The following is a 22,819-nucleotide window of genomic DNA, read 5'->3' on the forward strand; positions in this document are numbered from 1 at the left end:
TTCAGCTCGTTTCCAGCTCGCCGCGTGCTTTGGCGGCCGCGACCTGACGGATCGCGTCCGCCAGCGCTTCGGGATCCTGGGCACCCATGACAGCGTATTTGCCTTCCAGCAGGAAACACGGCACACCGGAAATTCCCATACGCGAGGCGGTGGCGATCTCGGCCCTGACCGCATCGGCATCGGCATCGGTCGGCAGGAGGGTCTCGACCACCGCTGCATCCATGCCGGCTTCGCGGGCGGCGGCGATCAGGACTTCGTGGTTGCCGATGTCGGCCCCTTCCTCGAAGTTCAGCTGAAACAGCCGCCGCACCAGCCTGTTCTGGACCTCGGGGTCGGCTGCACCCGCCCAACGGATCACCCGATGCGCGTCGAGCGTGTTGGCTGTCACCTTGATGGCATCGAAGGCGAATTTGATGCCCTCGTCGACGCCAAGTCTCTCCAGCCTTTGATGGATCTGCTGGATGCGCTCTTCGCTGCCGAACTTGTCGATCATATACCGACGACGGTCTTTTCCACCAGCTGGGATCGTCGGGTCGAGCTGGTAGGGCCGCCAGCGTATGTCGACATCGATGTCGGGCAAGGCGGCGGCCGCACTATCGAGCCGCTTCTGGCCGACGAAGCACCATGGGCATATGACATCCGACACGACATCGACGACAACGCTCTGCTTGGCGCTCATCACCTGCTCCTCCTGAAGACCGTCAGTTCTCTTCACGCCACCAAGTCGGCAATTGATAGCCGTATATTGGCGTCGTCGCCGGGTGTTTTACATGTTTCCATCGCGCAAGCCATTGGACCGGCGAATAATAGAACGGCACGACATAGGCCCCGCTCATCAGCACCCGGTCATAGGCACGCACGGCGGCGATAAAGGATTCCCGATCCCGCGCCTTGAGCAAGGTATCGATCATTGCATCCACCGCAGGACTGGCGACGCCAGCGATGTTGTAGGTTCCGGGTTGCTCCCGCGCAGCCGAGCCCCATCGCGCGACCTGTTCCACGCCGGGGGACAGGGAAGACGTATACGCATAGACGACGACGTCGAAATCATAGTCGGTTATTCGCCGCTGGTATTGCGCGGCATCCACGCTCCGGATGGTGACGGCAATGCCCAGCCTGCCAAGGGTCTGTTGCCATGCCATTGCAACCTGCTGACCGTCCTGGCCCTTCAGCATGATTTCGAAGGAAAGCGGCTTGCCGTCACGATCCAGCAACCGACCGTCCTCGATTGCGTAGCCCGCGGCCCGCAGCTTGTCGAATCCGGTCCTCAGGAAGTTGCGATCCCGTCCGCTACCGTCCGAGACCGGCGGCTGCCAACCCTTTGCCAGGACCTCCGGGGACACGGCGCCGGGGAAGGGGGCCAGCAAGGCGCGTTCGGCCTCGCTCGCCGGCCGGCCATGCGAAGAGAGTTCGGAATTATCCCAGAAGCTCTTCGTGCGCGTATAGGCGCCCGACAGCAGATTACGGTTCACCCATTCGAAATCGAACAGGGATACCAGCGCTTCGCGCAGACCGTGGTCGTCGAATGGCGCGCGCCTGGTGTTCATGACGAAGCCCAGCATTCCCGAGGGCAGCTTCGTGTCGAAGGTCTCCTTCACGATGTCGCCGCGGGTCACGGCTGCAAAGTCATAGTTGTTTTTCCAGCGACCGCTGTTGCCTTCGATGAGGACGTCCACGAGGCCTTTCTTAAAAGCCTCGAACATCGCATTCTCGTCTCTGAAATAAGTGAGGCGGATCTCGTCGTAATTGTCGAAACCGATCTTGGATGGAATGTCCTTCGCCCAGTAATCGGGATTGCGACGCAGCGTGATGCTGTCGCCCGGGCGGACGGTTTCGAGCTTGTAGGGACCGCTCCCGATCATCGGCTTCAAGGTCGATTTGTCGAATCGATCGGCGTCGATGGCATGCTTGGGCAGCACCGGCATCAATCCCAGAATGAGCGGCAATTCGCGATCCGGCTGCTTGAACGTGATGCGCAGGCCGTGCTCGCCGACCTTCTCCATCCTGTCGATCTTCCTGGCCGTGACGCCATAGCGCGGCAAACCCTTGTCGCGAAGCAGCTCGATCGTGAAGATCACGTCTTCGGGTGTCACCGGCTGCCCGTCGGAGAAGCGGGCCCGCTCATCAAGAATGAACTCCACGAAACTGCGCTCTTCGTCCGTCTCCACGGTTTTCGCCAGCAACGGGTAAAGCGTGAATGGCTCATCGCTGGAGCGCATCATCAGGCTGTCGAAGAGATTGTAGCCGAAGATCAGGTCGAGCGACCCACGCGCGGCATTGCCTTGCACGATGAACGGATTGATGCTGTCGAACGTGCCCGTCCAGGCATATTCGATCCGCCCGCCCTTCGGCGCATCCGGATTGACGTAGGGAAAATGCTTGAAATCCACCGACAGGGCAGGCTCGCCATGCATGGCGAGGGCATGCTTGGGCTCCGCCGCGGCAGGCTGCCAAATCCCGGCAAGGCAAAGGAATCCGGCAAGGACAGCCGAAAGCGATCGCCGCATTGTATCTCGTCCTGGTTATTCTGATTCGTTGTCACCCTATCATGGCGTCAGGCAACAACGGAAAGAGAGCGGAAATGCGCCCTCGCGCACTGGATTTGACGGCCTGTGCAGTGTAACACGCCGACGGAAGTCATTCTGTTGCCTCATTTGGGCAACACCAAGCAGACAACTGATCCGGACGCCGGGTCCGGCGAATTGAGAGGATTCGAACAATATGACGAGCGTGACGAACAACGCTTCCCGTCTTTCGGTCATGGCCGCCGGCGCTGTCGCCGTTCTGGCGGCCGGTCTCGCCCCGGCTTCCGCCCAACAGCAACCTCAGATCCCGCAAGGCTGGTTCAAGGCCTGCACCAAGCAGCAAGACGTCGATATCTGCAACGTCCAGAATATCGTCATGGCCGAAACCGGCCAGATGATCACGGGTGTTAGCCTGATCGAGCTCAAGGGCAAGGTCAATCGCAAGGTCTTCCAGGTCTCGGTCCCGAGCGGCCGCATGGTGCCTCCGGGCATTGGCCTGCAGATCGACGGCGGCAAGACACAGAAGCTCGACTACGTCATCTGCTTCCCCGACCGTTGCGTGGCCGAGGCCCCGCTTTCGGACCAGCTCGTTTCCTCCTTCAAGAAGGGATCCGAGCTTACCCTGACTTCGGTGAATTTCCAGAACCAGCCGAACCCGATCAAGGTCAGCCTCTCCGGCTTCACGGGCGCCTTTGACGGTGCTCCGCTGCAGCAGTCCGACATCGAGGACCGCCAGAAGAAGCTCCAGGAATTCGTCAGCAAGAACAACGAGGACTTCGCCAAGAAGCTCAAGGAAGAGCAGGAAAAGGCGAAAGCCGGGAACTGAAGCACCAAGCGGGCCGCATCAGCGGCCCGCTTTGTTTCTGGCTAGTGGTAGTCTGGGCTAGTGGTGGTGGCGAGCCTTGGGCTCGTAGTGGCCGTCCGGCCCGGCATCGAACATCTCGTTGATCTGCGGATGCCTGATGGGCTCGCCTGTTTCGTCTTCCTGCAGGTTCTGCTCGGAGACGTAGGCGATATATTCCGTTTCCGAATTCTCGGCCAGCAGATGATAAAAGGGCTGGTCCTTGCGCGGGCGGACCTGGGCGGGGATCGCCTCGTACCATTCTTCCGTGTTGGCAAATTCAGGATCGACGTCGAAGATGACGCCGCGGAACGGGAATAGCCTATGGCGGACCACCTGTCCGATCCTGAATTTCGCAGTCTTGACAACGTTCATCGATTTCACCTCGTTGTCATATTTGGCCTAGTGCAGTGCACAATTCAATCCTCTGGCGCTTGACGTCCCATCTTGCCGCAGCTAGCGGCGACAGGTTTCCATAGTCTCAACGGATCAAATGTCGGACGTCATCGGGCTTGTTCTGCCGTTCTTCGGACTGATCTTCATGGGCTTCCTGGTTGCCCGGATTACCCGGCAACCGGTAGAGGCGCTGGGCTGGATGAACACCTTCATCGTTTATGTCGCGCTGCCGGCGCTGTTTTTCCAGCTTCTCGTCAAGACTCCGTTCGAGAGGCTGACCGAGTGGGGTTTCATCCTGGGGTCGGTACTGGCAACCTATATCGTCTTCGCGGTCATGTTCGCCGCTTCGGTTCTCATGTCGCGCGGGGGGATCGCCGAGGCGACAGTCAAGGGCCTGGCGTCGGCCTACGGCAATATCGGCTATATGGGGCCAGGGCTCGCGCTTATGGCGTTCGGGGAGGAGGCTGCCGTCCCGGTTGCCCTCATCTTTTGTTTCGAGAACATCATTCATTTCGCGGTTGCGCCTATGATGATGGCGCTTTCCGGCGGAGGGATGCGACGCCCCGGCGCGCTAGTACTGGATGTAGTCAAGAAGATCGTCTTCCATCCCTTCATCATTGCAACCGCCCTAGGCGTGTGCGGAGCCTATTTCCAGTTCGCTGCGCCGGTTCCGGTCGAACGCTTCCTCGACTACCTTGCCCGCGCAGCTGCCCCTTGCGCGCTTTTCGCCATGGGCGTGACTTTGGCTCTCCGCCCGCTGAAGCGTGTCCCCGTCGAGCTTGCGCCGATCGCGATGCTGAAGCTCGTCGTGCACCCGCTGCTTTGTTACGTAGTTTTGAGCTGGATCGGCAATTTCTCGCAAACCTGGGTGTTCTCCGCCATGCTCCTGGCGGCGCTTCCTACGGCGACGAATGTTTTCGTGATCGCCCAGCAATATGGCGTATGGGTAGAGAGGGCCTCGGCCAGCATCCTTCTGACGACGGTCTTCTCAGTGGGCACGCTCACGGCTCTGCTTTACGCGATCACCACCGGCATGGTGCCGCCAGACCTGTTCCCGTAGACCGGATCAACCGGCCTTCAGGCTTTCGGTCCTCGCCCGATTGCGAAGGAGCCGAAATCCGGCCGCAACTGGCTGAGTGCCGAAGCGATGCCGCTGCCGGGCTGCATGCCCTCGCGCATGAAGAAGGACCGAAGGGGCGCGAGGCTGCCCAGCAGTCCGAGCCCTGCACCACGCGCGATCTGCGCCGGCAGCGTATTGGACAGAAGAGACATGTTGAGGAGATTGACGGCGCCGGTGCGGGCAAGAATGTCCGGGCGCCGCTTCCGGTCATAGATCGACAGGCTTCGTTCCGACCCAGGACCATCACGATGTTTCGACGCTGTTTCAACAAGATCGATGACGTCTCTCACACCGAGGTTCAGCCCTTGCGCGCCGATCGGCGGGAACACATGCGCTGCCTCGCCGACAAGGGCGATCCGGTTCTGGGCGAAGCGCGCCGGCAACGTCGCTGCCAGGGGGTATATCTGCCGCCCGGGCTCGACCGAAACGCGGCCAAGCATGGATTGCATCTGCTCCTCGACCCGCCGCGACAGCGCGGTGTCGTCGAGGAGGGCCAGCTCTTCTGCCGTCCGGGGACGCACCACCCAGACGAGGCTCGAGCGGTTCCCGGGCAGCGGAACCTGAGTGAAAGGCCCGGTTTCGGTATGGAACTCCGTCGAGGTCGATCCGTGGCCACGATCATGAGCGAAATTCAGAACCAGTGCGGCCTGCGGATAGGAGTGGACGGTCGTGCGGATGCCAGCAGCCTCGCGAGCGGGCGAAGCGCGGCCATCGGCGGCGACGCAAAGCTCGGCTTCGACCGTCGTACCGTCGGCAAGCCCGGCCGAGATCTGGCCCGTCGTCGTGGTCCAGCGATCGACCAGGGTCTTGTGCCACCGGATGGAACTTGCACCCGCTACCGCTTCTGAAAGCGTGGCGTTGAGGACGCGGTTCGGGATGTTGAGGCCGAAATAGCGCTCGTCGATTTCGACGGCGCGGAAAGTGACGACCGGGCTTCGGATCAACCGTCGCGTGGCGTCGACGATACGCATGACGGAAAGAGGAGCCGCCTCCGCTTCGAGGCTGTGCAGCACGCCGAGGGCGCTGAGATATTTGAGTGCCGGCGTCATCAGTGCCGTCGTGCGGCGATCGTCCGTCCGCGCGTCCGGTCCGACGAGGTCGACGGAAAAACCCGCCCGCGCCAGTCCCAAGGCGGCGATGAGGCCAACCGGGCCGGTCCCTGCGACGATGACGCTTTTCACAGCTTGCGTTTCCAACTGCGGCGCTCCGATCGATTGCTTGTTGGCGTGCGGATGCTCAGCGGTATATGGCAATCGTCCGGCCGGGATCAACGCGGCCAATCATCGCCACGGGGACAGATGGCGGAGCGGAGCGAGAATTTCGGAAATCTCGACACGAGAGGGCGTCTTGTCGCTCGGCTCGCATTGCGAACGCGTGCGGCAGTCTATGCCGTGCTCGGTCTCGGGATCGGATTGTCGTGGCTTCTTCTCGGGCTGATGGCGGCGCGCAGCGTGATGATCTCCGGGCCGGGGCCGGCCGCGCCGGGAAGCGAGATGCTTGAGTGGCTGTCCGATCTGCCCTGGCCGGCCATATTCGACAGGCTTGTTGGCCTTTGCCTTGGAACCGTGGCGCCGGATGCGGCGTATGCCGGCCAGCTCGCAGTGCTCACGGCCATGTGGTTCCTCATGGCGATCGCGATGATGTTGCCTTCGGCCGCCCCGATGATCCGCACTTATTGCGAGATTGCGGACACGGCCGCCGCGAAGGGGGAACGCGTCGTCCATCCCCTCGTGCTGGTCGCCGGCTACCTTGTGGTCTGGCTGGCGGCATCCTTCGGCTTCGCGTTGCTTACCTGTGTCGTTCAGGTCGCGACCGGGTCCGCGGTCGCTCCGTTGGGAACCGTTGCCGCGGCCGCAGCTCTCGTCGTTGCCGGTGTTTACCAATTCAGCGGCTTGAAGGAGGCCTGCCTCAGGAAATGTCGCAACCCGTTCAACGTTCTCTTTGCCCGCTGGACGGTTCGGCCGTCGGGAATTTTTGCCCTCGGCCTCGGGCAAGGTCTCTGGTGTCTCGGCTGCTGCTGGGCGCTCATGCTGGTGATGTTTTCCGTCGGCGTCATGAACCTTTTCTGGATGGTGCTGATCGGCCTGTTTACGGTGGTGGAAAAACAGGTTAGCGGCCGCATTCCGAGCCGCGTGGCGGGCTGTATACTGCTTGTGTGGGCCGCCGCGCTGCTATTAAGTCAGGTCTAAACGGGAGGCGACGATCCATGGCCGATCAAAGTTGGGCGCTCAAGGGAGAGCTTGTCCTCTCGTGCAACTGCACGGTCTTCTGTCCCTGCGTGCTGTCGCTGGGCAATCATCCGCCGACGGAAGGCTATTGCCAGACATGGGCTGGATTCCGCGTCGACGCCGGGCACTATGGCGACGTCGACCTTTCCGGTCTCAATCTCGGCCTGATCATGGAAATCCCAGGTTACATGAGCCGGGGGAACTGGACGGCAGGATTGTTCGTGGACGAGCGCGCCTCGATCTATGCTTCGAAAGCTTTCGGCAAGATCTTCTCCGGCAAGGCCGGCGGCACCACGTCGTTGCTGTCGATCCTCGTCGGCAACTTCCTCGGGGTCCAGAGCGCTCCGATCAGCTACGAGGTGCGTGACAGAACCCGGCTGTTCCAGATACCGAAGATCATCGACGGCGCCGTGACGCCGATCACCGGCAAGGATCGCGACAAGGACACGGTCATCACCAATTCCGAATATTGGATCGCGCCGGAGATCATCGTCGCAAAATCGGAAAAGAGCCGTATGCGTGCCTTCGGCCGAAACTGGAATTTCGCCGGCCGCTCGGCTGAAATCTGCAAACTGGACTGGCGCGGGCCGTGACCAATCCGATCAAGAAACAGAAAGTCACCTGGCCACAGGCGCGTGCCTTTTCGGTTCATCTGCTGACGGCATCGGGCTCCTTCCTCGCATTCCTGTCCGTAGTCGCCGCCAGCGAAGAGCGCTGGACCGCGATGTTCTGGTGGCTGGGGCTGGCGCTGCTCGTCGATGGCATCGATGGGCCGATCGCGCGCAAGCTGCAGGTCAAGGAAATCCTGCCGACCTGGTCGGGCGAGACCCTCGACAACATCATCGATTATATGACTTACGTCCTGATCCCGGCCTTCGCGCTCTACCAGCGCGGCTTCATGGGAGAGGGGCTGTCGTTCCTGTCTGCCGCGATCATCGTGGTCTCGAGCGCGATCTACTATGCCGATACCGGCATGAAGACGAAGGAGAATTTCTTCAAGGGATTCCCGGTCGTCTGGAACATGATCGTATTCACGCTCTTCGTCATCGAGCCAGGCGAGAAATTGTCCTTCGCCGTGGTTGTGATCGCAGCCATCCTGACCTTCGTCCCGATGAATTTCCTCCATCCGGTACGGGTGATGCGCTTGCGCTGGATCAATCTGCCGATGACGCTGTTGTGGTGCCTATTCGGCGCAATTGCGCTGATCGAGGACATGCATGCCGATCAATTCGTGAAAACCGGCATCGCGATTACCGGTGTCTATCTCTTTGTCATCGGCGGCATCATGCAAGCCTTCCCCAATCTAGGCCTCAAGAAGGGTTGATCATGTCCAAGGCAGTTCGAATTCACAGTCATGGCGGACCTGAGGTCCTTGTCTACGAAGACGTCGATCCTGGCAGCCCGGGCGAGGGGGAGGTCCTGGTAAGGCACAGCGCCATCGGCCTCAATTTCCTGGACACCTATTACCGCAGCGGGCTTTATCCGGCGCCGAAAGGCCTGCCCCTGACGCCTGGCGGCGAGGCGGCTGGAACGGTGGTCGAGACGGGCAAGGGCGTCGACTGGCTGAAGCCCGGCGACAGGATCGCCTACACGATGCCGCTCGGCGCCTATTGCGAGGAACGCGTCGTACCCGCCGACCGGCTCGTGAAGGTTCCCGACGGGATCTCCGACGAGCAGGCCGCCGCCATGATGCTCAAGGGGCTGACAGCCGAATATCTCCTGCGGCGGACCTACAAGGTGAATCCCGGCGACACCATCCTCTTTCATGCGGCCGCGGGCGGGGTGGGGCTGATCGCAGGCCAATGGGCTAAGTCTCTCGGCGCGACGGTGATCGGCACGGCCGGTTCGGAAGAGAAGGTTGCTCTGGCCAAGGAGCACGGCTACGACCATGTCATCAACTATCGGACCACCGATTTCGCGGCGGCGGTGAACGAACTCACCGGCGGCCGCAAATGCGAGGTCGTCTATGATTCAGTGGGCAAGGATACTTTTCCGGCCTCGCTCGACTGCCTCAAGACGCGCGGTCTCTTCATCAGTTTCGGCCAATCGTCGGGGCCGATTCCGCCCTTCAACATGGCGGTGTTGTCGCAGAAAGGGTCTCTCTACGCGACGCGGCCGACCCTCTTCAACTATATCGCCGCACGTTCCGAACTGGAGCAGGGCGCCCAGGCGCTGTTCGACGTGGTCGCCCGGAAAGCGGTCGAGATAAGGATCAACCAGAGATACCAGTTGAAGGAGACTGCCCGCGCGCATGCCGATCTCGAGGCACGCAAGACATCGGGAACGACGATCCTGCTGCCGTGACCATCTATTGCGGGCTAAGCCATAGTCGCTGGTTTTCTTGAAGCTCTTTCAAGTCAGGGGCAGCTTTGCCTCCTCGGCGGCTCATGCCTACCATGTTTGCGGGAACACAGAACACAGCGACTGCGGCAATCTGAAGCCAGCGGCACATTGGAGCGGCAAAAAAACCGACGGATTTCTGGCCGAAGGCGCGAGCAATCTATTGAGTCTCGCGCGGATTTCGGATTTGAAGTTCTGCAATGCCGATGACCCGATGTTTCGGGGGCGCCACCTCAGCCACAGGGTACAGCCTGGGAGGCACTGTGAGTGCAAGCGACGAATCCACGAACCTGCTCGAGGTCCGTGGCCTGACCAAGATATTCGGGACGCTGACGGCTTGCGACCATATCGACCTCACCATCGCGAAGGGTGAGATCCACGCCTTGCTGGGCGAGAACGGCGCCGGCAAATCCACATTGGTGAAGATGCTGTTCGGGTCGCTCGAGCCTCATTCCGGTGAGATTCGCTGGAAGGGCGAAACGGTCCGGATCAACAATCCCCATGCCGCCCGTCGCCTTGGCATCGGCATGGTGTTCCAGCATTTTTCGCTTTTCGAAGCGCTGACGGCAGCGGAAAACATCGCGCTGTCGCTCGATGACGATACGCCGATCGCAACGACGGCCGCCAAGGCTCGGGCCCTTTCGCACAGCTATGGTCTGCCCCTCGATCCGTATTCGTTGGTCGGCGATCTCTCTGTCGGAGAGCAGCAGCGCATCGAGATCATACGCTGCCTGCTTCAGGCGCCGGAACTCATTATCCTGGACGAACCGACTTCCGTGCTGACACCTCAGGAAGCCGACAAGCTCTTTGAAACACTCGAGCGTCTGAAGGCCGAGGGTAAGTCGATCCTCTATATTTCGCACCGCCTCGAAGAAGTGAAGCGCATCTGCGATCGCGCCACGGTCCTTCGTCACGGCAAGGTGGTCGGGCATTGCGATCCGCGCCGGGAGACGGCCGCCTCGCTCGCCCGGATGATGGTCGGCAACGAAGTCCAGGCAATCGTGCGGGCTCCCGCCGAGAATGCAGGCAAGGCGGAGACCTTGCTGGAGATGCGCAACCTCAACCGGATACCCGCCACGCCGTTTTCGGTCCCTCTGCGTGGCATCAACCTGTCAGTTCAAGCGGGGGAGGTGATCGGTATTGCCGGTGTCGCCGGCAATGGTCAGGGCGAGCTCTTCGAAGCGGTATCGGGTGAGGTTCTGCAGAAGGAAGCCGGAACGATCCGCATTCGTGGCAAGGATGCCGGCCGGCTCGGGATTTCGGCGCGCAGAAAGCTCGGGGCAGCCTTTGTTCCCGAGGAAAGGCTCGGCCATGGCGCGGTGCCGCGCATGACGCTTTCGGAAAACCTGCTGCTCTCGCGTCACGCCACCGACGCCAAGGCCTATCTTGGTCTGGCTGGAGCCATCAGGAACAGTTCCCTGGCAGTGGCTGCGCAGCGGATCATTTCAGTCATGGACGTGCGCAAGAGCGCGCCCGATCCGGAAGCCGCCTCTCTCTCGGGAGGCAACCTTCAGAAATTCATCATAGGCCGAGAGCTCGACAGGCAACCGTCGCTGATGATCGTCAACCAGCCTACCTGGGGCGTCGACGCGGGCGCGGCCGCGCGCATCAGGCAAGCGCTCATCGAGCTCGCCCGCAAGGGCTCGGCGGTCCTGGTGATCAGCCAGGACCTCGACGAACTCTTCGAAATCGCCGACGCGATCGCGGTGATGCACAACGGCGAGTTGTCATCGCCGCTCCCGCGCGCCGAAGCGACTTTCGAAAAGATCGGCCTGCTGATGGGCGGCGCCAACCCAGGCCATGCCGAGCCTCCGGTGGAGGCAGCCTGATGCGCATCGAACTCGTTAAGCGGCCTCAGCACTCTAGGCTTTTCAGCGCGCTTTCGCCTTTCATCGCCCTCGCTCTCACTTTGGTCGCCGGCGCCATCATGTTCTCCGCGCTCGGCAAGAATCCGGCGGACGCGCTCTACTATTATTTCGTCGACCCGTTGCGCGAGACATGGTCGCTGCACGAATTGGCGGTGAAAGCTGCCCCGCTGATCCTCATCGCTGTCGGCCTGTCGGTCTGCTATCTGTCCAACAACTGGAACATCGGAGCGGAAGGCCAGTTCATCATCGGCGCAATTGCCGGCTCCATCTTGCCGGTAGTCTTTCCGACTTTTCAGTCCTGGATCGTGCTGCCTCTGATGCTAGTCATGGGCATGATCGGCGGAGCGGCTTATGCCGCCATCCCAGCCTGGCTCAAGGCACGCTTCAACACCAACGAGATCCTGACCAGCCTGATGCTGGTCTATGTGGCGCAGCTTTTCCTGGATTGGATCGTCCGTGGGCCCTGGCGCAACCCGGAAGGCATGAACTTCCCGGAAACACGCACTTTCCATTCCTACGCCATCCTGCCGGAGATCTGGCCGGAATCCGGCAGGGCCCATTGGGGCTTCGTTTTCGCATTGGTCGCGGCGGTCGCCCTGTGGTTCGTGCTGTCGAAGACCCTGAGGGGCTTCGAAGTCAAGGTTCTCGGTCAAAGCCCGCGCGCCGGGCGCTTCGCCGGGTTCTCGGCAGGGCGCATGGTGTTCTTCGCGTTCGTGCTGTCGGGCGCGCTGGCGGGCTTGGCCGGGATCTCGGAGGTTTCCGGAGCAATTGGCCAACTTCGCCCGGTGATCTCTCCCGGCTATGGCTTCGCTGCAATCATCGTGGCTTTCCTCGGTCGTCTCAATCCGCTCGGCATCATCGCCGCGGGTCTGGTCCTGGCGCTGTCCTATCTTGGCGGCGAGGCGGCGCAGATCTCCATCGGGGTGTCCGATAAGGTGGTGCGCGCTTTTCAGGGCATATTGCTGTTTTTCGTGCTCGCCTGCGACACGCTGATCCACTATCGCATCCGCTTCATCGGCGCGGCGACCAAGACGCAAGAGGCGGCGCAGAATGCTTGAACAGGTCCTGATAACGATAGCGACCGCCGCCACGCCGCTGCTGATTGCGGCCATGGGCGAGTTGGTGGTCGAACGCTCAGGGGTACTCAATCTTGGCGTCGAGGGCATGATGGTCATGGGCGCCGTCACCGGTTTCGGTATCGCGCTTGCGACGGGCTCGCCTTGGCTGGGGGTGCTCGCGGCCATTGTCGTCGGCGCTCTGTTCTCCCTGCTTTTCGGTTTCCTCACCCTTACGCTGGTGACCAATCAGGTCGCGACGGGTCTCGCCTTGACCCTGCTCGGCCTCGGTCTCTCCGGAATGTTGGGCGAGGGGTTCGTCGGCTTTCCCGGCGTGAAGATGAGCTATGTCTATATTCCGTATCTCACCGACCTGCCACTTATCGGGAAGCTTTTGTTCGGCCAGGATCCGCTCTTCTATCTGTCGATCGTGCTGACGGCGGGCGTGGCGTGGTTCCTGTTCCGCACGAGAGCCGGTCTGACATTGCGCTCCGTCGGCGACAATCATGCCTCTGCCCACGCGCTGGGCATCAACGTCATCGGCATACGTTACCTTGCCGTGATGTTCGGCGGTGCCTGCGCCGGGCTCGCCGGAGCCTATCTGTCGCTGGTCTACACGCCGCAATGGATCGAGAACATGACGGCCGGCAGGGGGTGGATCGCGCTGGCCCTCGTTGTCTTTGCATCGTGGCGGCCGTGGCGGGTGCTGGCGGGCGCCTATCTGTTCGGCGCGGTGTCGATCGGGCAATTGCATGCGCAGGCGCTGGGGATCGGGGTTCCCTCCCAACTGCTGTCTTCGCTTCCCTACGTGGCGACCATCGTTGTGCTGGTCCTGATTTCGAGAAACCGCCGCTTGACGATGATCAATACACCGGCTTCGCTGGGCCGGCCCTTCGTGCCGGACCGCTAATGCATGTCACCCAAAACTGTGCAGCGGTTTTGGGCAAACGACATGCAAAAACAACAGCTAAAGCATGTCGGGCGAATCCCAATTCGCGCGACATGCTTTAGATGAGAACAACAAAGGACGGGATGATGCTCCAGGCTAACCAAAAGAGGACCACGTCATGAAGAAAACCATTCTGTCATTGGCCGCGGCAGCCGCTGTGCTGTCGTTCGGGACGATGGCGGCCGAAGCCAAGGTGAAGGGTTGCTGGGTCTATGTCGGCCCGATCGGCGACTTCGGCTATTCCTACCAGCACCATCAAGGCCTTCTCCAGGCCAAGGAGAAGTTCGGCGACGAGCTCGAAACCGCCTATCTCGAGAGCGTGCCCGAGGGAGCGGATGCCGAACGCGCCATCGAGCGCCTCGCCCGCTCCGGCTGCGACATCATCTTCACCACGTCCTTCGGCTTCATGGACGCCACCAACAAAGTCGCAGGGCGTTTCCCGGACGTGAAGTTCGAGCATGCGACGGGCTACAAGCGCGAGCATCCCAACGTCGCCACCTACAATTCCCGGTTCTATGAGGGCCGCTATGTGCAGGGCGTGATCGCGGCGAAGATGTCGAAGGCCGGGCTTGCCGGCTACATTGCTTCCTTCCCAATTCCGGAAGTGGTGATGGGCATCAACGCCTTCATGCTCGGGGCGCAATCGGTCAACCCCGACTTCAAGGTCAAGGTCGTCTGGGCCAACACCTGGTTCGATGCCGGCAAGGAAGCAGACGCGGCCAAGGCGCTGATCGACCAGGGCGTCGACATCATCACCCAGCACACCGACTCGACCGCACCGATGCAGGTTGCGACCGAACGCGGGATCAAGGCCTTCGGCCAAGCCTCCGACATGATCAAGTTCGGCCCCGAAACCCAGCTCACCTCGATCGTCGACGACTGGGGGCCATACTACATCGAGCGTATCCAGGCGGTGATCGACGGTACTTGGAAGCAGCAGGACGTGTGGGGCGGCATGAAGGAAGGCCATGTCGTCATGGCGCCGTACGCCAACATGCCGGACGACGTGAAGAAGCTTGCCGAAGAAACGGAAGCCAAGATCAAGTCGGGCGAATTCCATCCCTTCACCGGGCCGGTCACCAAACAGGACGGCTCGGAATGGCTGAAGGCCGGCGAGAAGGCGGATGACGCCACGCTCCTCGGCATGAACTTCTACGTGAAGGGCGTCGACGACAAGCTGCCGCAATGATCCGCGGATCCACGGGCGTTCATCTTTGACCGGTCGCGAATTGCCCCTCACTGTCCTGCCGGACATCTCTCCCCGCGAATTCGCGGGGAGAGAGACGACGGCCGGTTGCGTTTCGCCAGTCGCCAACCGTCGGCGATTGGCGAAGGCGAAGATGCCATCGGTCTTCTCCCCGTTCTTCACGGGGAGAAGTGGCCGGCAGGCCGATGAGGGGCTTGCCCAAAGGGCAATCTTTGTTGCCGTTCTTACACGGCCGTGCCGTAGAGATCGTAGGCGTCGGAGCGATCGATCTTGACGGTGACGATGTCGCCTGCACGAAGTGGCCGCCGCGACGAGATGTGCACGGCTCCGTCGATTTCGGGCGCGTCATACTTGGTGCGGCCCTTTCCATTGAGGCCGTGCGCTTCGTCGATGATGACCGGCAGGCGCTTGCCCAACTTCCTCTGAAGCTGGCCCGCCGAGACCTTCTGCTGCCGCTGCATGAAGCGGTGCCAGCGGGCCTCCTTCACCTCCTGAGGGACCTCGGACAAGCCAAGATCGTTGGAGCGCGCGCCCTTGACCGGCTCGTATTTGAAGCAGCCGGCGCGGTCGATCTTCGCCGCATCCAGCCAGTCGAGCAGCAGTTCGAAACCTTCGTCGGTCTCTCCGGGGAAGCCGACGATGAAGGTCGAGCGGACTGCGAGGTCCGGGCAGATTTCGCGCCAGCGACGGATGCGATCGAGGGTCTTTTCCTGATGCGCCGGCCGGCGCATGTTCTTCAGCACCTGGGGGGAGGCGTGCTGGAAAGGAATATCGAGATAGGGAAGGATCTTCCCTTCGGCCATCAGTGGAATGACCTCGTCGACATGGGGATACGGATAGACATAGTGCATCCGGACCCACACGCCGAGCTCGCCGAGTTCATGGGCGAGATCCAGGAACTTTGCCCGGACTTCCCGGTCCTTCCAGATGCTCGCCTGATACTTCAGGTCTATCCCATAGGCGCTTGTATCCTGTGAGATGACCAGGATCTCCTTGACGCCGGCGGCTGCAAGTTTCTCCGCTTCGCGAAGGACATCCGCTGCCGGTCTCGAAACGAGATCGCCGCGCAGCGCCGGTATGATGCAGAAGGTGCAGCGGTTGTTGCAGCCTTCCGAGATCTTCAGATACGCGTAATGGCGCGGCGTGAGCTTCACGCCCTGAGGCGGAAGGAGGTCGACGAAGGGGTCGTGCGCCGGCGGAGCGGCCTCATGCACCGCCGCCATGACGCTCTCGTAAGCCTGAGGGCCGGTGATGGCCAAGACATTCGGATGCTTCTCGCGGATGACGTCCGGTTCGGCGCCGAGACATCCCGTTACGATGACCTTGCCGTTCTCGGAAAGCGCCGCTCCGATGGCGTCGAGGGATTCGGCGCGGGCGGAATCGAGAAAGCCGCAGGTGTTGACGACGACCAGGTCGGCGCCGTCATGCTTGCGCGATATCTCGTAACCCTCCGCCCGTAGGCGGGTGATGATGCGTTCGGAATCGACCAGCGCTTTCGGGCAACCGAGGCTCACGAAACTGACACGCGGCGCGGCGGACATCTTGTTTGCTTCCGTTCTCGTCATGGATGGCTCCTACCGGGCGCAGGTTTCAGTGGCCGCCATTATGCGAACCGCCGAACCAGCCGCTGAGGAAACCGAACTGCTCGGGGAACTGATCCACGGCTCCATCCATGATCATCTTCAGGGCGACGTAGAGAATGATGAGCAGGCCGATATAGGCGATCCAGCGGTATTTGTGCAGAAGGCGTGCCACGAAGCTCGCTGCGAAGCCCATCAGGGCCACAGAGAGCATGAGTCCGATGATCAGCACGGTCGGATGTTCCATCGCCGCGCCGGCAACCGCCAGCACGTTGTCGAGGGACATCGATACGTCGGCGATGACGATCTGCCAGGCCGCGGCCGCAAAGGTCTTCGTCGGTGCCTTCCCCGCCACGCTGCCGTCGGTGTCCAGATCGGCATTGGCGAGCGCTTCGGTAGCGTCGTGCTCGGCTTCGTGGCTGACGCGGAGTTCGCGCCACATCTTCCAACACACCCAGAGCAGCAGCAGACCGCCGGCGATCAGCAGCATGGGGCCGATCTGGAGAAGCCAGGTCGTGATGAGCGCGAAGCCGATACGCAGTGCGGTGGCCGCGGCAATGCCGATGAGAATGGCTTTCTTGCGTTGCTCTGCCGGCAATCCGGCGGCCGCGAGGCCGATTACGATAGCGTTGTCGCCAGCGAGGACGAGGTCGATCGCGATGACTTGAAGCAGCGCGGAAAAGCCGGCTGCGGTGAAAATTTCCATGGAAAGGGCCCCGTCACAAACAGGTTTGGGACGCCCGTTAACGTGTGAGTTGGGCAGCCGTCAAGAAGCGTCGCAAATTGTCGCGAGCCGGCGGGCGCTTTGTGATCAGACTCCCGAGATAACAGGCGACCCGTAACGTCTGCAGCCGCTGCAGGCACCGGGCGTTCTTGGCAGGGGCCCAGTCAGTGCCCGCGGGGCGGGGTCGGCACTGCGCCTGTTAGCCTTCGAGAGGCAATTGGAAGAATATGTGACAAATCCCCAGGCGATACCGCTACATTGGACGTATCAGGCCCGACCCGGCTTCACGCCTTGGTGGACGGTCGTTCGCTAAAGGCTAGCCCGCACGAGCTATCGTGGATTGGGATGAAGCGCCGTCGGGGAGGAGGTCGACGGCGCTTCATCCGGTATGGCGGCCTGGAGGAGGAAAGGCCGCCAACGAATCTCACATAGGTAACGCACCCCGCTTCGACAACAGCGGTAAAAAAGGCGCGAACTGCAAGATTGTCGCAGCCTTTTCGTGAAGCGCTCGATCTCGCTTCGCGATGCAGCGACCTCCCGCTGGGTTGCGGCAGCCCGGGAGCGGTGATAGTTCCGCGCGATATCGAATGGACCAGCTTCTTGAGTCCGGGGGACACGACCATGAGGACCTGCAAGTCAGCAGATCGCTAAGCCGCAACAGCACTCGATTGTTGTTGCGGCCGTCTGTCAAGAAACTCCACCGGAATAGCTACAGGCAGATCGCCGCCCCGATGCACACATTTGAGCGGGCGCAGAATCATGCCTCATCCCCAATCCTTTGCCTGGAAACTCTCGTTGCCGGCTGCCATCCTGCTGATGGCCCCCTTCGATATCCTGGCCTCGCTGGCCATGGACATCTATCTGCCGATCGTGCCGGCCATGCCGGCGATCCTTGAAACCTCGCCTTCGGTCGTTCAGCTGACGCTCAGCCTCTACATGGTTCTGCTCGGACTCGGCCAGATCGTCTTCGGGCCGCTCTCCGATCGTATCGGCCGGCGACCCGTCCTGCTCGGCGGCGCATTGATCTTTGGCCTCGCTTCAGCCCTCCTGGCGGTCACGACATCCGCTGTCGTCTTCGTCCTCCTCCGCATCACGCAGGCTGCCGGCGCGTCGGCGGCGCTCGTCGCGACTTTCGCCACGGTGAGAGATGTCTATGCCGAGCGGCCGGAAGGCGCTGTCATCTATAGTCTGTTCGGGTCGATGCTGGCCTTCGTGCCGGCCTTCGGTCCGATCACCGGCGCATTGATCGCGGAGACTTTCGGCTGGCGGGGCATCTTTGTCGCCCTGGCAGTCCTGGCGCTCATGGCGACGTTGAATGCGACGCTCAAATGGCGCGAGACGCGGCCGGCGGACAGTGCCGGCGAGACGAACTTCGCCGCGATCCTGAGAAGTTCGGCTTTCTGGACCTACACGCTTGGCTTCAGCGCGGCGATGGGAGCCTTCTTCGTGTTCTTTTCGACAGCCCCGCGCGTGCTCATCGACCGGGCGGGCTATTCAGAGACCGCATTCAGCCTGGTTTTCGGAACGGCGGCGATAGTGATGATCCTCACCAGCCGTTTCGCAAAACGATTCGTCGCGTCATGGGGAATTGCGGGCAGCCTGGCGCGGGGAATGGCGATGCTGCTTCTGGGAGCCGCGCTGTTGGCGGTCGGCCAGTTGGTCGGAGATCCGTCCTTCGCGACCTTCATGCTTCCGATGTGGATCATCGCGGTCGGTATCGTCTTTGCTTCATCCGTTACGGCAAACGGCGCGCTCCAGGACTTCGGAAAGGCGGCGGGGGCCGCCGTTGCGCTCTATTTCTGCGTGCAGAGCATACTGGTCGCGACCGTGGGAACGGCGCTGATCGTCGTGCTTCCTGGCGACACGGCATGGCCGCTGATCGTCTATTGCGTGGCTTTGGCGTTGCTGACGCTCGGGGCGTTGCGTTTGCTGCAAAGGCGAGGGAAGAACGACTGAACAGCCGGTGCAAGGCTCATCATGATGGTCTTGCCTTCGCCAGGCGCGATCCGAAGAGGTTGATGCACAACCCCGCAATGACGAGGCTGGAGGCCAAAAGCTTCCAGCCTTGCAGCGGCTCACCGAGCAGCACCGCGGAGCCGAGGAATCCGAAGACCGGCACGAGAAGGGTAAAGGGCGCAACCGTCGAGACAGGATAACGGGCGAGCAGACCGCTCCATGCCGCAAAGCCGAACAGGGTCGAGAGATAAACGATGTAGGCAATCGAACCAACCGAAACCCAGTCCAGTTGCGTGAAACTTGCGACGAAGCCCGCGCGGTCGAGAAGCAGCGTCGCGATCAGGAGCGGCGGCAACGCAAAGAGACTTCCCCAGGCGACGAGACCCAGCACGCTGGCCGAACCGGCCTGCTGCGAAATGCGCTTCGAGACAATGTTGCCGCCACCCCATGAAGCTGCGGCGGCGATGAGAAGGGCGAGCCCGGCCATCGTCACGTCACCGCCGACATGCAGCCCGACATAGGCCACACCCGAAAAAGCGAGCAGCGCACCGGTCAGTTGCCACGGGGTCGGGCGTTCACTGAGCAGGAGGACGGATAGCCCGATCGTGAAGAAGACCTGGAGTTGCAGGATGAGCGACGAAAGCCCTGCGCTCATGCCGACCTTCATGCCCGTGAACAGGAAGCCGAACTGCATGGCAAAGATCAGCAATCCGTAGATCGCGATCAGGCGCATCGGCACGTCCGGCCGCTTGGAGAAGAAGACCCATGGGAATGCGGCGAGGGCGAAGCGAGCCACCCCGAGCGCCAAAGGCGAAACCTGACGCAGGCCGATCTTTATGATGGCGAAGTTGACACCCCAGATCAGCACGATGGCCAAGGCAAGGAAGAGGTGGCGCGGCTTCATCTCCGGTTCTCGAGAACAATCATGCCTTTGAATTGAGTTGAGTTTCTAGCTTGGCTGAAACCTTGAACCGAAAAGGAATTATCGGCGGGGGAGGGAACGGATAGCGCCGGTGGGCACGACGCAGGTCATCGGACGGCTTGGAGCAAGATCTCTGCTGCCCGCTTCGCCACGGCAATGGGCTCGGCGACCCCCTTTATGTACGCCTCCGTCACGGCTCCGTCGAGCAGCAGCACGATGCTGTCCGCCATGTGTGAACGTTCGGCGCGTTCTTCATCCAGGGCACGAAACACTTGGTCCCGCAGGGCTCGCTTGTAGCGCTGCACGACCGCGTGGACCGGTCCGGATGGCTCCCCCTCCTGCAAGCTCGCATGGATGAAAGGGCAACCACGATAATCCGCGCGAAGCGTTCCGCGGGCAAACAGGTCGAATATGCCTTCGATGCGGGCTTGTTCCGTCCCTGCCTCCGGCAACGTTTCGAGGGCGCGCAACGTCGCCGCGGCCATCTCCTCGTACACCGCCACGGTGAGCGCCTCCTTGGAAGGGAAATTGTTGTAGAGCGTCATGCGGGCGACACCGGCGGCATCCGTCACCTCGTTAATGCCGACATTCGAAGCGCCATGACGCATGAACAGCCTGCGGGCGGTTTCCAGTAGCCGGTCACGGCCGCCACCAGTTCTGCGATCATTTCCCATTCCCGTCCCATCCATTCGATTTGACACAGCAGTTCCGTCTGATAGGTATGTCAGTCTACCTAATTGTTAATCGGAGCGCTACATTATGCCCGAGCTAAGATTGTGGTTTTCGCCGGGGGCGTGCTCGCTTGCGCCTCACATCCTGCTGCATGAGATCGGCGCGGCCTTCGAGGCGGTAAAGACGTCGATCCCGGAAGGCGCGCACCTGACCGAGGAGTTCACGCGCCTCAATCCCAAGAACCGCGTGCCGGTCCTGATGCTGGACGGGGAGGTGATCACGGAACTCCCTGCTATCGCCACGGCTATCTCGAACCTGGCGCCTGACAAATGCCTGATGGGGCGAACCGATCTCGACAGGGTCCGGGCCTACGAGTGGATGAACTGGCTGTCTGGAACCGTGCATGGCCAGGGTTTCGGAGGGTTGTGGCGTCCGCAACGCTTTTCCGACGATCCTGCGGTATTCGAGAATATCAGGACCAAGGCGCGCCGAACCATCGCCGATTGCTTCGAGACGATCGACCGCCGGCTCTCGAGCACCTACTCGACCGGGCAGAACTTTACCGCGGTCGATGCCTTCCTGCTTGTCTTCTATCGCTGGGGGAACGGGATCGGTATCGACGTAGCGACGGCGTTTCCGCGATACGCTTCGTTTGCCGAACCACTTCTGCAACGGCCCTCCGTTGCTGCGGCAATCGCGGCGGAGGGTATCAATGCTCACGGGAGGTGAAGCCCCCTATGAGAAGCTGCACCTCGCGCGCGACGCACCGGCACGCGCACTCCATTAACCTTAATAAATGGTTTCGATTGCGGGCAGGACGAGCACCGGCCACTGTCCGCCAATGGGGTCCTTTCCTGATTTCCTCACTGTTCCCGGTGCGTGGCGATGAAGTACATCTTCGCAGCCTGGGCGACGCCGCTTGTGCTGTTCTGGGGATGGTACTTCCTGTCCCTGAACGACATGCATTTCGGCTATGTCATGTTGAGCAGGGGCGCCCACGACCTCGTTTTCGAGCTTTATGGGGAGATGCTTGGCATTGATCCCACCATCATACCCGGGCTCGTTGCCAGGGCCTGTGTTCTCGATACGCTGCTGATCGGAGCGATTTGGGCCTTCCGCCGCCGCCGCGAACTCGCCGCGTGGGGGCGACGCGTCCGTGGCAGACAAATCGGCCCGTCAGTCGCCGCGCAGACTTTGCAGCCGGTCGAGAACGCCCTGAAGGATGAAGGCGGCGGCCGCGGAATCGATGCGGCCGGCGCGCTTCTTGCGGGAAACATCCATCTCTACAAGCGCCCGCTCGGCCGCCACGGTTGACAGCCTTTCGTCCCAAAAGGCGAACGGCAGATCGCTGAATCTGGCCATGTTGCGCACGAAAGCACGGGAAGCCTGCGCTCGCGGTCCTTCGCTGCCATCCATGTTGATCGGCAGGCCGATAGCCACGGCCCCGGTGTTTTCCTTCCCGATGAGTTCCAGCAAGGTAGCTGCGTCCAACGAGAACTTCTTGCGGACGATCACCGGCCGCGGGTTGGCAAGGGAAAGTCCGGCGTCCGAGATCGCCAAGCCGATCGTCTTGTCGCCAAGGTCGAGCCCGGCGATTGTTTGGCCGCGTGTGAGATGACGGGGCAGATCTTCGACGGCGATGATCGGCAAAAGCATTCCTTCCCATTGATTTGGCTGGGGGTGGTTCTATCCTCCACGCGACATGAAATCGAGGAGACTTTTGATGAAGATCACCTGGTACGGTCATTCCGCCTTCCGCGTTGAAGCGGCCGGAGCGAAGATCCTGATCGATCCGTTTCTTACCGGCAACCCCTCATGGGGCAAGAGCTGGGAAGAGCCGGCCGAGGGGGTGACCCATGTGCTCCTGACGCATGGGCACAGCGACCATGTCGGGGATTCCTTGGCGATCCTCCAAAAGACCGGCGCCATGCTGGTCGCCAATTTCGAGCTTTGCATGTATCTCGTCGGCAAGGGCGTCAGCGACCAGAAGATCAATCCGGGCAATCATGGCGGTACGGTCGACTGCGGCGGTTTCACCACGACTTTCGTGCAGGCGCTGCATTCATCTTCCATGCCGGGCGAGGGCGGTTCGAATACCTATCTCGGCAACCCCGCCGGGCTCGTCCTGCATTTTCCGGAGGAGCCGACGCTCTATCACATGGGCGATACCGATATTTTCTCGGACATGGCGCTCATCAACGAGTTGCACGAACCGCGGATCGGCATGGTCCCGATCGGCGACCGCTTCACCATGGGCGGAGCGGTGGCGGCCCTGGCGTGTCGCCGTTTCTTCAATTTCGAAACCGTCATTCCGTGCCACTACGCGTCTTTCGGCATCATCGATCAGACAGCGGAAAAGTTCGTCGTCGGCATGGAGGGATCGGCCGCTCGGGTTGCGCAGCCCAAGGTAGGCGAGGCCTTCGAGCTCTGAGGATG

Annotated in this window: 22 protein-coding genes and 1 pseudogene; 14 read left to right on the forward strand and 9 right to left on the reverse strand. The window is 61.5% G+C overall.

Annotation, left to right across the window (positions count from 1 at the left end):
* Position 1 precedes the first annotated feature (1 nt).
* Entirely contained in the window at positions 2–679 is a 678-nt protein-coding gene (locus ACCO56_RS12675) for a DsbA family oxidoreductase (protein WP_433641108.1), read from the reverse strand.
* A 22-nt stretch (positions 680–701) separates the two neighbouring features.
* On the reverse strand, positions 702–2,507 hold the full coding sequence (locus ACCO56_RS12680; RefSeq protein WP_433641109.1) for an extracellular solute-binding protein: 1,806 nt from the start codon (positions 2,505–2,507) through the stop codon (positions 702–704).
* A gap of 214 nt (positions 2,508–2,721) precedes the next feature.
* On the opposite strand from ACCO56_RS12680, the gene ACCO56_RS12685 reads away from it, so the two are divergent.
* Complete coding sequence (locus tag ACCO56_RS12685; RefSeq protein WP_433641111.1) at positions 2,722–3,351, forward strand: invasion associated locus B family protein; 630 nt, start codon at positions 2,722–2,724, stop codon at positions 3,349–3,351.
* A gap of 57 nt (positions 3,352–3,408) precedes the next feature.
* On the opposite strand, the gene hspQ is transcribed toward ACCO56_RS12685, so the two are convergent.
* On the reverse strand, positions 3,409–3,741 hold the full coding sequence (gene hspQ, locus ACCO56_RS12690; RefSeq protein ID WP_433641113.1) for a heat shock protein HspQ: 333 nt from the start codon (positions 3,739–3,741) through the stop codon (positions 3,409–3,411).
* 118 nt (positions 3,742–3,859) lie between these two features.
* Here hspQ and ACCO56_RS12695 point away from each other — a divergent pair, with 118 nt between their 5' ends.
* Positions 3,860–4,822: an AEC family transporter gene (locus ACCO56_RS12695; protein WP_433641115.1), complete on the forward strand. Its 963-nt coding sequence runs from the start codon at positions 3,860–3,862 to the stop codon at positions 4,820–4,822.
* A 17-nt stretch (positions 4,823–4,839) separates the two neighbouring features.
* On the opposite strand, the gene ACCO56_RS12700 is transcribed toward ACCO56_RS12695, so the two are convergent.
* The gene (locus tag ACCO56_RS12700) at positions 4,840–6,078 is read right to left on the reverse strand and encodes a UbiH/UbiF family hydroxylase (RefSeq protein WP_433641116.1); all 1,239 of its coding nucleotides are present in this window, start codon (positions 6,076–6,078) and stop codon (positions 4,840–4,842) included.
* 102 nt (positions 6,079–6,180) lie between these two features.
* Here ACCO56_RS12700 and ACCO56_RS12705 point away from each other — a divergent pair, with 102 nt between their 5' ends.
* From ACCO56_RS12705 to ACCO56_RS12740, 8 genes are all read left to right on the forward strand, one after another.
* Positions 6,181–7,071 (forward strand): DUF2182 domain-containing protein, encoded by an 891-nt coding sequence (locus tag ACCO56_RS12705; protein ID WP_433641117.1) that lies wholly within the window; start codon positions 6,181–6,183, stop codon positions 7,069–7,071.
* Positions 7,072–7,088: 17 nt separating this feature from the next.
* The gene (locus ACCO56_RS12710; RefSeq protein ID WP_433641119.1) at positions 7,089–7,703 is read left to right on the forward strand and encodes a DUF1326 domain-containing protein; all 615 of its coding nucleotides are present in this window, start codon (positions 7,089–7,091) and stop codon (positions 7,701–7,703) included.
* Positions 7,700–8,434, forward strand: coding sequence for a phosphatidylcholine synthase (pcsA, locus tag ACCO56_RS12715; protein WP_433641121.1), 735 nt, complete (start codon positions 7,700–7,702; stop codon positions 8,432–8,434). Before ACCO56_RS12710 ends, pcsA begins: the two co-directional genes overlap by 4 nt.
* Positions 8,435–8,436: 2 nt before the next feature.
* The gene (locus tag ACCO56_RS12720) at positions 8,437–9,414 is read left to right on the forward strand and encodes a quinone oxidoreductase family protein (RefSeq protein ID WP_433641123.1); all 978 of its coding nucleotides are present in this window, start codon (positions 8,437–8,439) and stop codon (positions 9,412–9,414) included.
* Positions 9,415–9,701: 287 nt separating this feature from the next.
* Entirely contained in the window at positions 9,702–11,279 is a 1,578-nt protein-coding gene (locus ACCO56_RS12725) for an ABC transporter ATP-binding protein (protein ID WP_433641508.1), read from the forward strand.
* The gene (locus ACCO56_RS12730) at positions 11,279–12,376 is read left to right on the forward strand and encodes an ABC transporter permease (protein ID WP_433641124.1); all 1,098 of its coding nucleotides are present in this window, start codon (positions 11,279–11,281) and stop codon (positions 12,374–12,376) included. The genes ACCO56_RS12725 and ACCO56_RS12730 overlap by 1 nt, the downstream gene beginning before the upstream one ends.
* On the forward strand, positions 12,369–13,283 hold the full coding sequence (locus ACCO56_RS12735) for an ABC transporter permease (protein ID WP_433641125.1): 915 nt from the start codon (positions 12,369–12,371) through the stop codon (positions 13,281–13,283). Before ACCO56_RS12730 ends, ACCO56_RS12735 begins: the two co-directional genes overlap by 8 nt.
* A gap of 157 nt (positions 13,284–13,440) precedes the next feature.
* Entirely contained in the window at positions 13,441–14,511 is a 1,071-nt protein-coding gene (locus ACCO56_RS12740; protein ID WP_433641127.1) for a BMP family ABC transporter substrate-binding protein, read from the forward strand.
* A gap of 242 nt (positions 14,512–14,753) precedes the next feature.
* Here the strand turns inward: ACCO56_RS12740 and rimO are convergent, their stop codons facing one another.
* Both rimO and ACCO56_RS12750 read right to left on the reverse strand, forming a co-directional pair.
* A complete protein-coding gene (gene rimO, locus ACCO56_RS12745; protein ID WP_433641509.1) occupies positions 14,754–16,070 on the reverse strand; it encodes a 30S ribosomal protein S12 methylthiotransferase RimO in 1,317 nt (438 codons plus the stop codon).
* Positions 16,071–16,119: 49 nt separating this feature from the next.
* Positions 16,120–16,815, reverse strand: coding sequence for a TerC family protein (locus tag ACCO56_RS12750; RefSeq protein ID WP_433641129.1), 696 nt, complete (start codon positions 16,813–16,815; stop codon positions 16,120–16,122).
* A gap of 777 nt (positions 16,816–17,592) precedes the next feature.
* Between ACCO56_RS12750 and cml the strand changes: the two genes are divergently transcribed.
* Positions 17,593–18,789 carry a CmlA/FloR family chloramphenicol efflux MFS transporter gene (gene cml / locus ACCO56_RS12755; protein WP_433641131.1) on the forward strand — a complete coding sequence of 399 codons (1,197 nt, stop codon included), beginning with the start codon at positions 17,593–17,595 and terminating at the stop codon, positions 18,787–18,789.
* A gap of 19 nt (positions 18,790–18,808) precedes the next feature.
* Here the strand turns inward: cml and ACCO56_RS12760 are convergent, their stop codons facing one another.
* Together ACCO56_RS12760 and ACCO56_RS12765 are read right to left on the reverse strand one after the other, a co-directional pair.
* A complete protein-coding gene (locus tag ACCO56_RS12760) occupies positions 18,809–19,693 on the reverse strand; it encodes an EamA family transporter (protein ID WP_433641133.1) in 885 nt (294 codons plus the stop codon).
* A gap of 125 nt (positions 19,694–19,818) precedes the next feature.
* Positions 19,819–20,385, reverse strand: coding sequence for a TetR/AcrR family transcriptional regulator (locus ACCO56_RS12765; RefSeq protein ID WP_433641135.1), 567 nt, complete (start codon positions 20,383–20,385; stop codon positions 19,819–19,821).
* An 85-nt stretch (positions 20,386–20,470) separates the two neighbouring features.
* On the opposite strand from ACCO56_RS12765, the gene ACCO56_RS12770 reads away from it, so the two are divergent.
* Positions 20,471–21,112, forward strand: coding sequence for a glutathione S-transferase N-terminal domain-containing protein (locus ACCO56_RS12770; RefSeq protein ID WP_433641136.1), 642 nt, complete (start codon positions 20,471–20,473; stop codon positions 21,110–21,112).
* Positions 21,113–21,268: 156 nt separating this feature from the next.
* Positions 21,269–21,559, forward strand: a pseudogene (locus ACCO56_RS12775) (DUF6105 family protein); the annotation flags it as partial.
* Here ACCO56_RS12775 and ruvX read toward each other — a convergent pair.
* Entirely contained in the window at positions 21,560–22,039 is a 480-nt protein-coding gene (gene ruvX, locus ACCO56_RS12780; RefSeq protein WP_433641137.1) for a Holliday junction resolvase RuvX, read from the reverse strand.
* Positions 22,040–22,106: 67 nt separating this feature from the next.
* On the opposite strand from ruvX, the gene ACCO56_RS12785 reads away from it, so the two are divergent.
* Complete coding sequence (locus ACCO56_RS12785; RefSeq protein WP_433641138.1) at positions 22,107–22,814, forward strand: metal-dependent hydrolase; 708 nt, start codon at positions 22,107–22,109, stop codon at positions 22,812–22,814.
* The last annotated feature ends 5 nt before the right edge of the window (positions 22,815–22,819 follow it).

Origin of the sequence: Mesorhizobium sp. 1B3 (genome assembly GCF_050958605.1) — a bacterium.
GTDB lineage: Bacteria > Pseudomonadota > Alphaproteobacteria > Rhizobiales > Rhizobiaceae.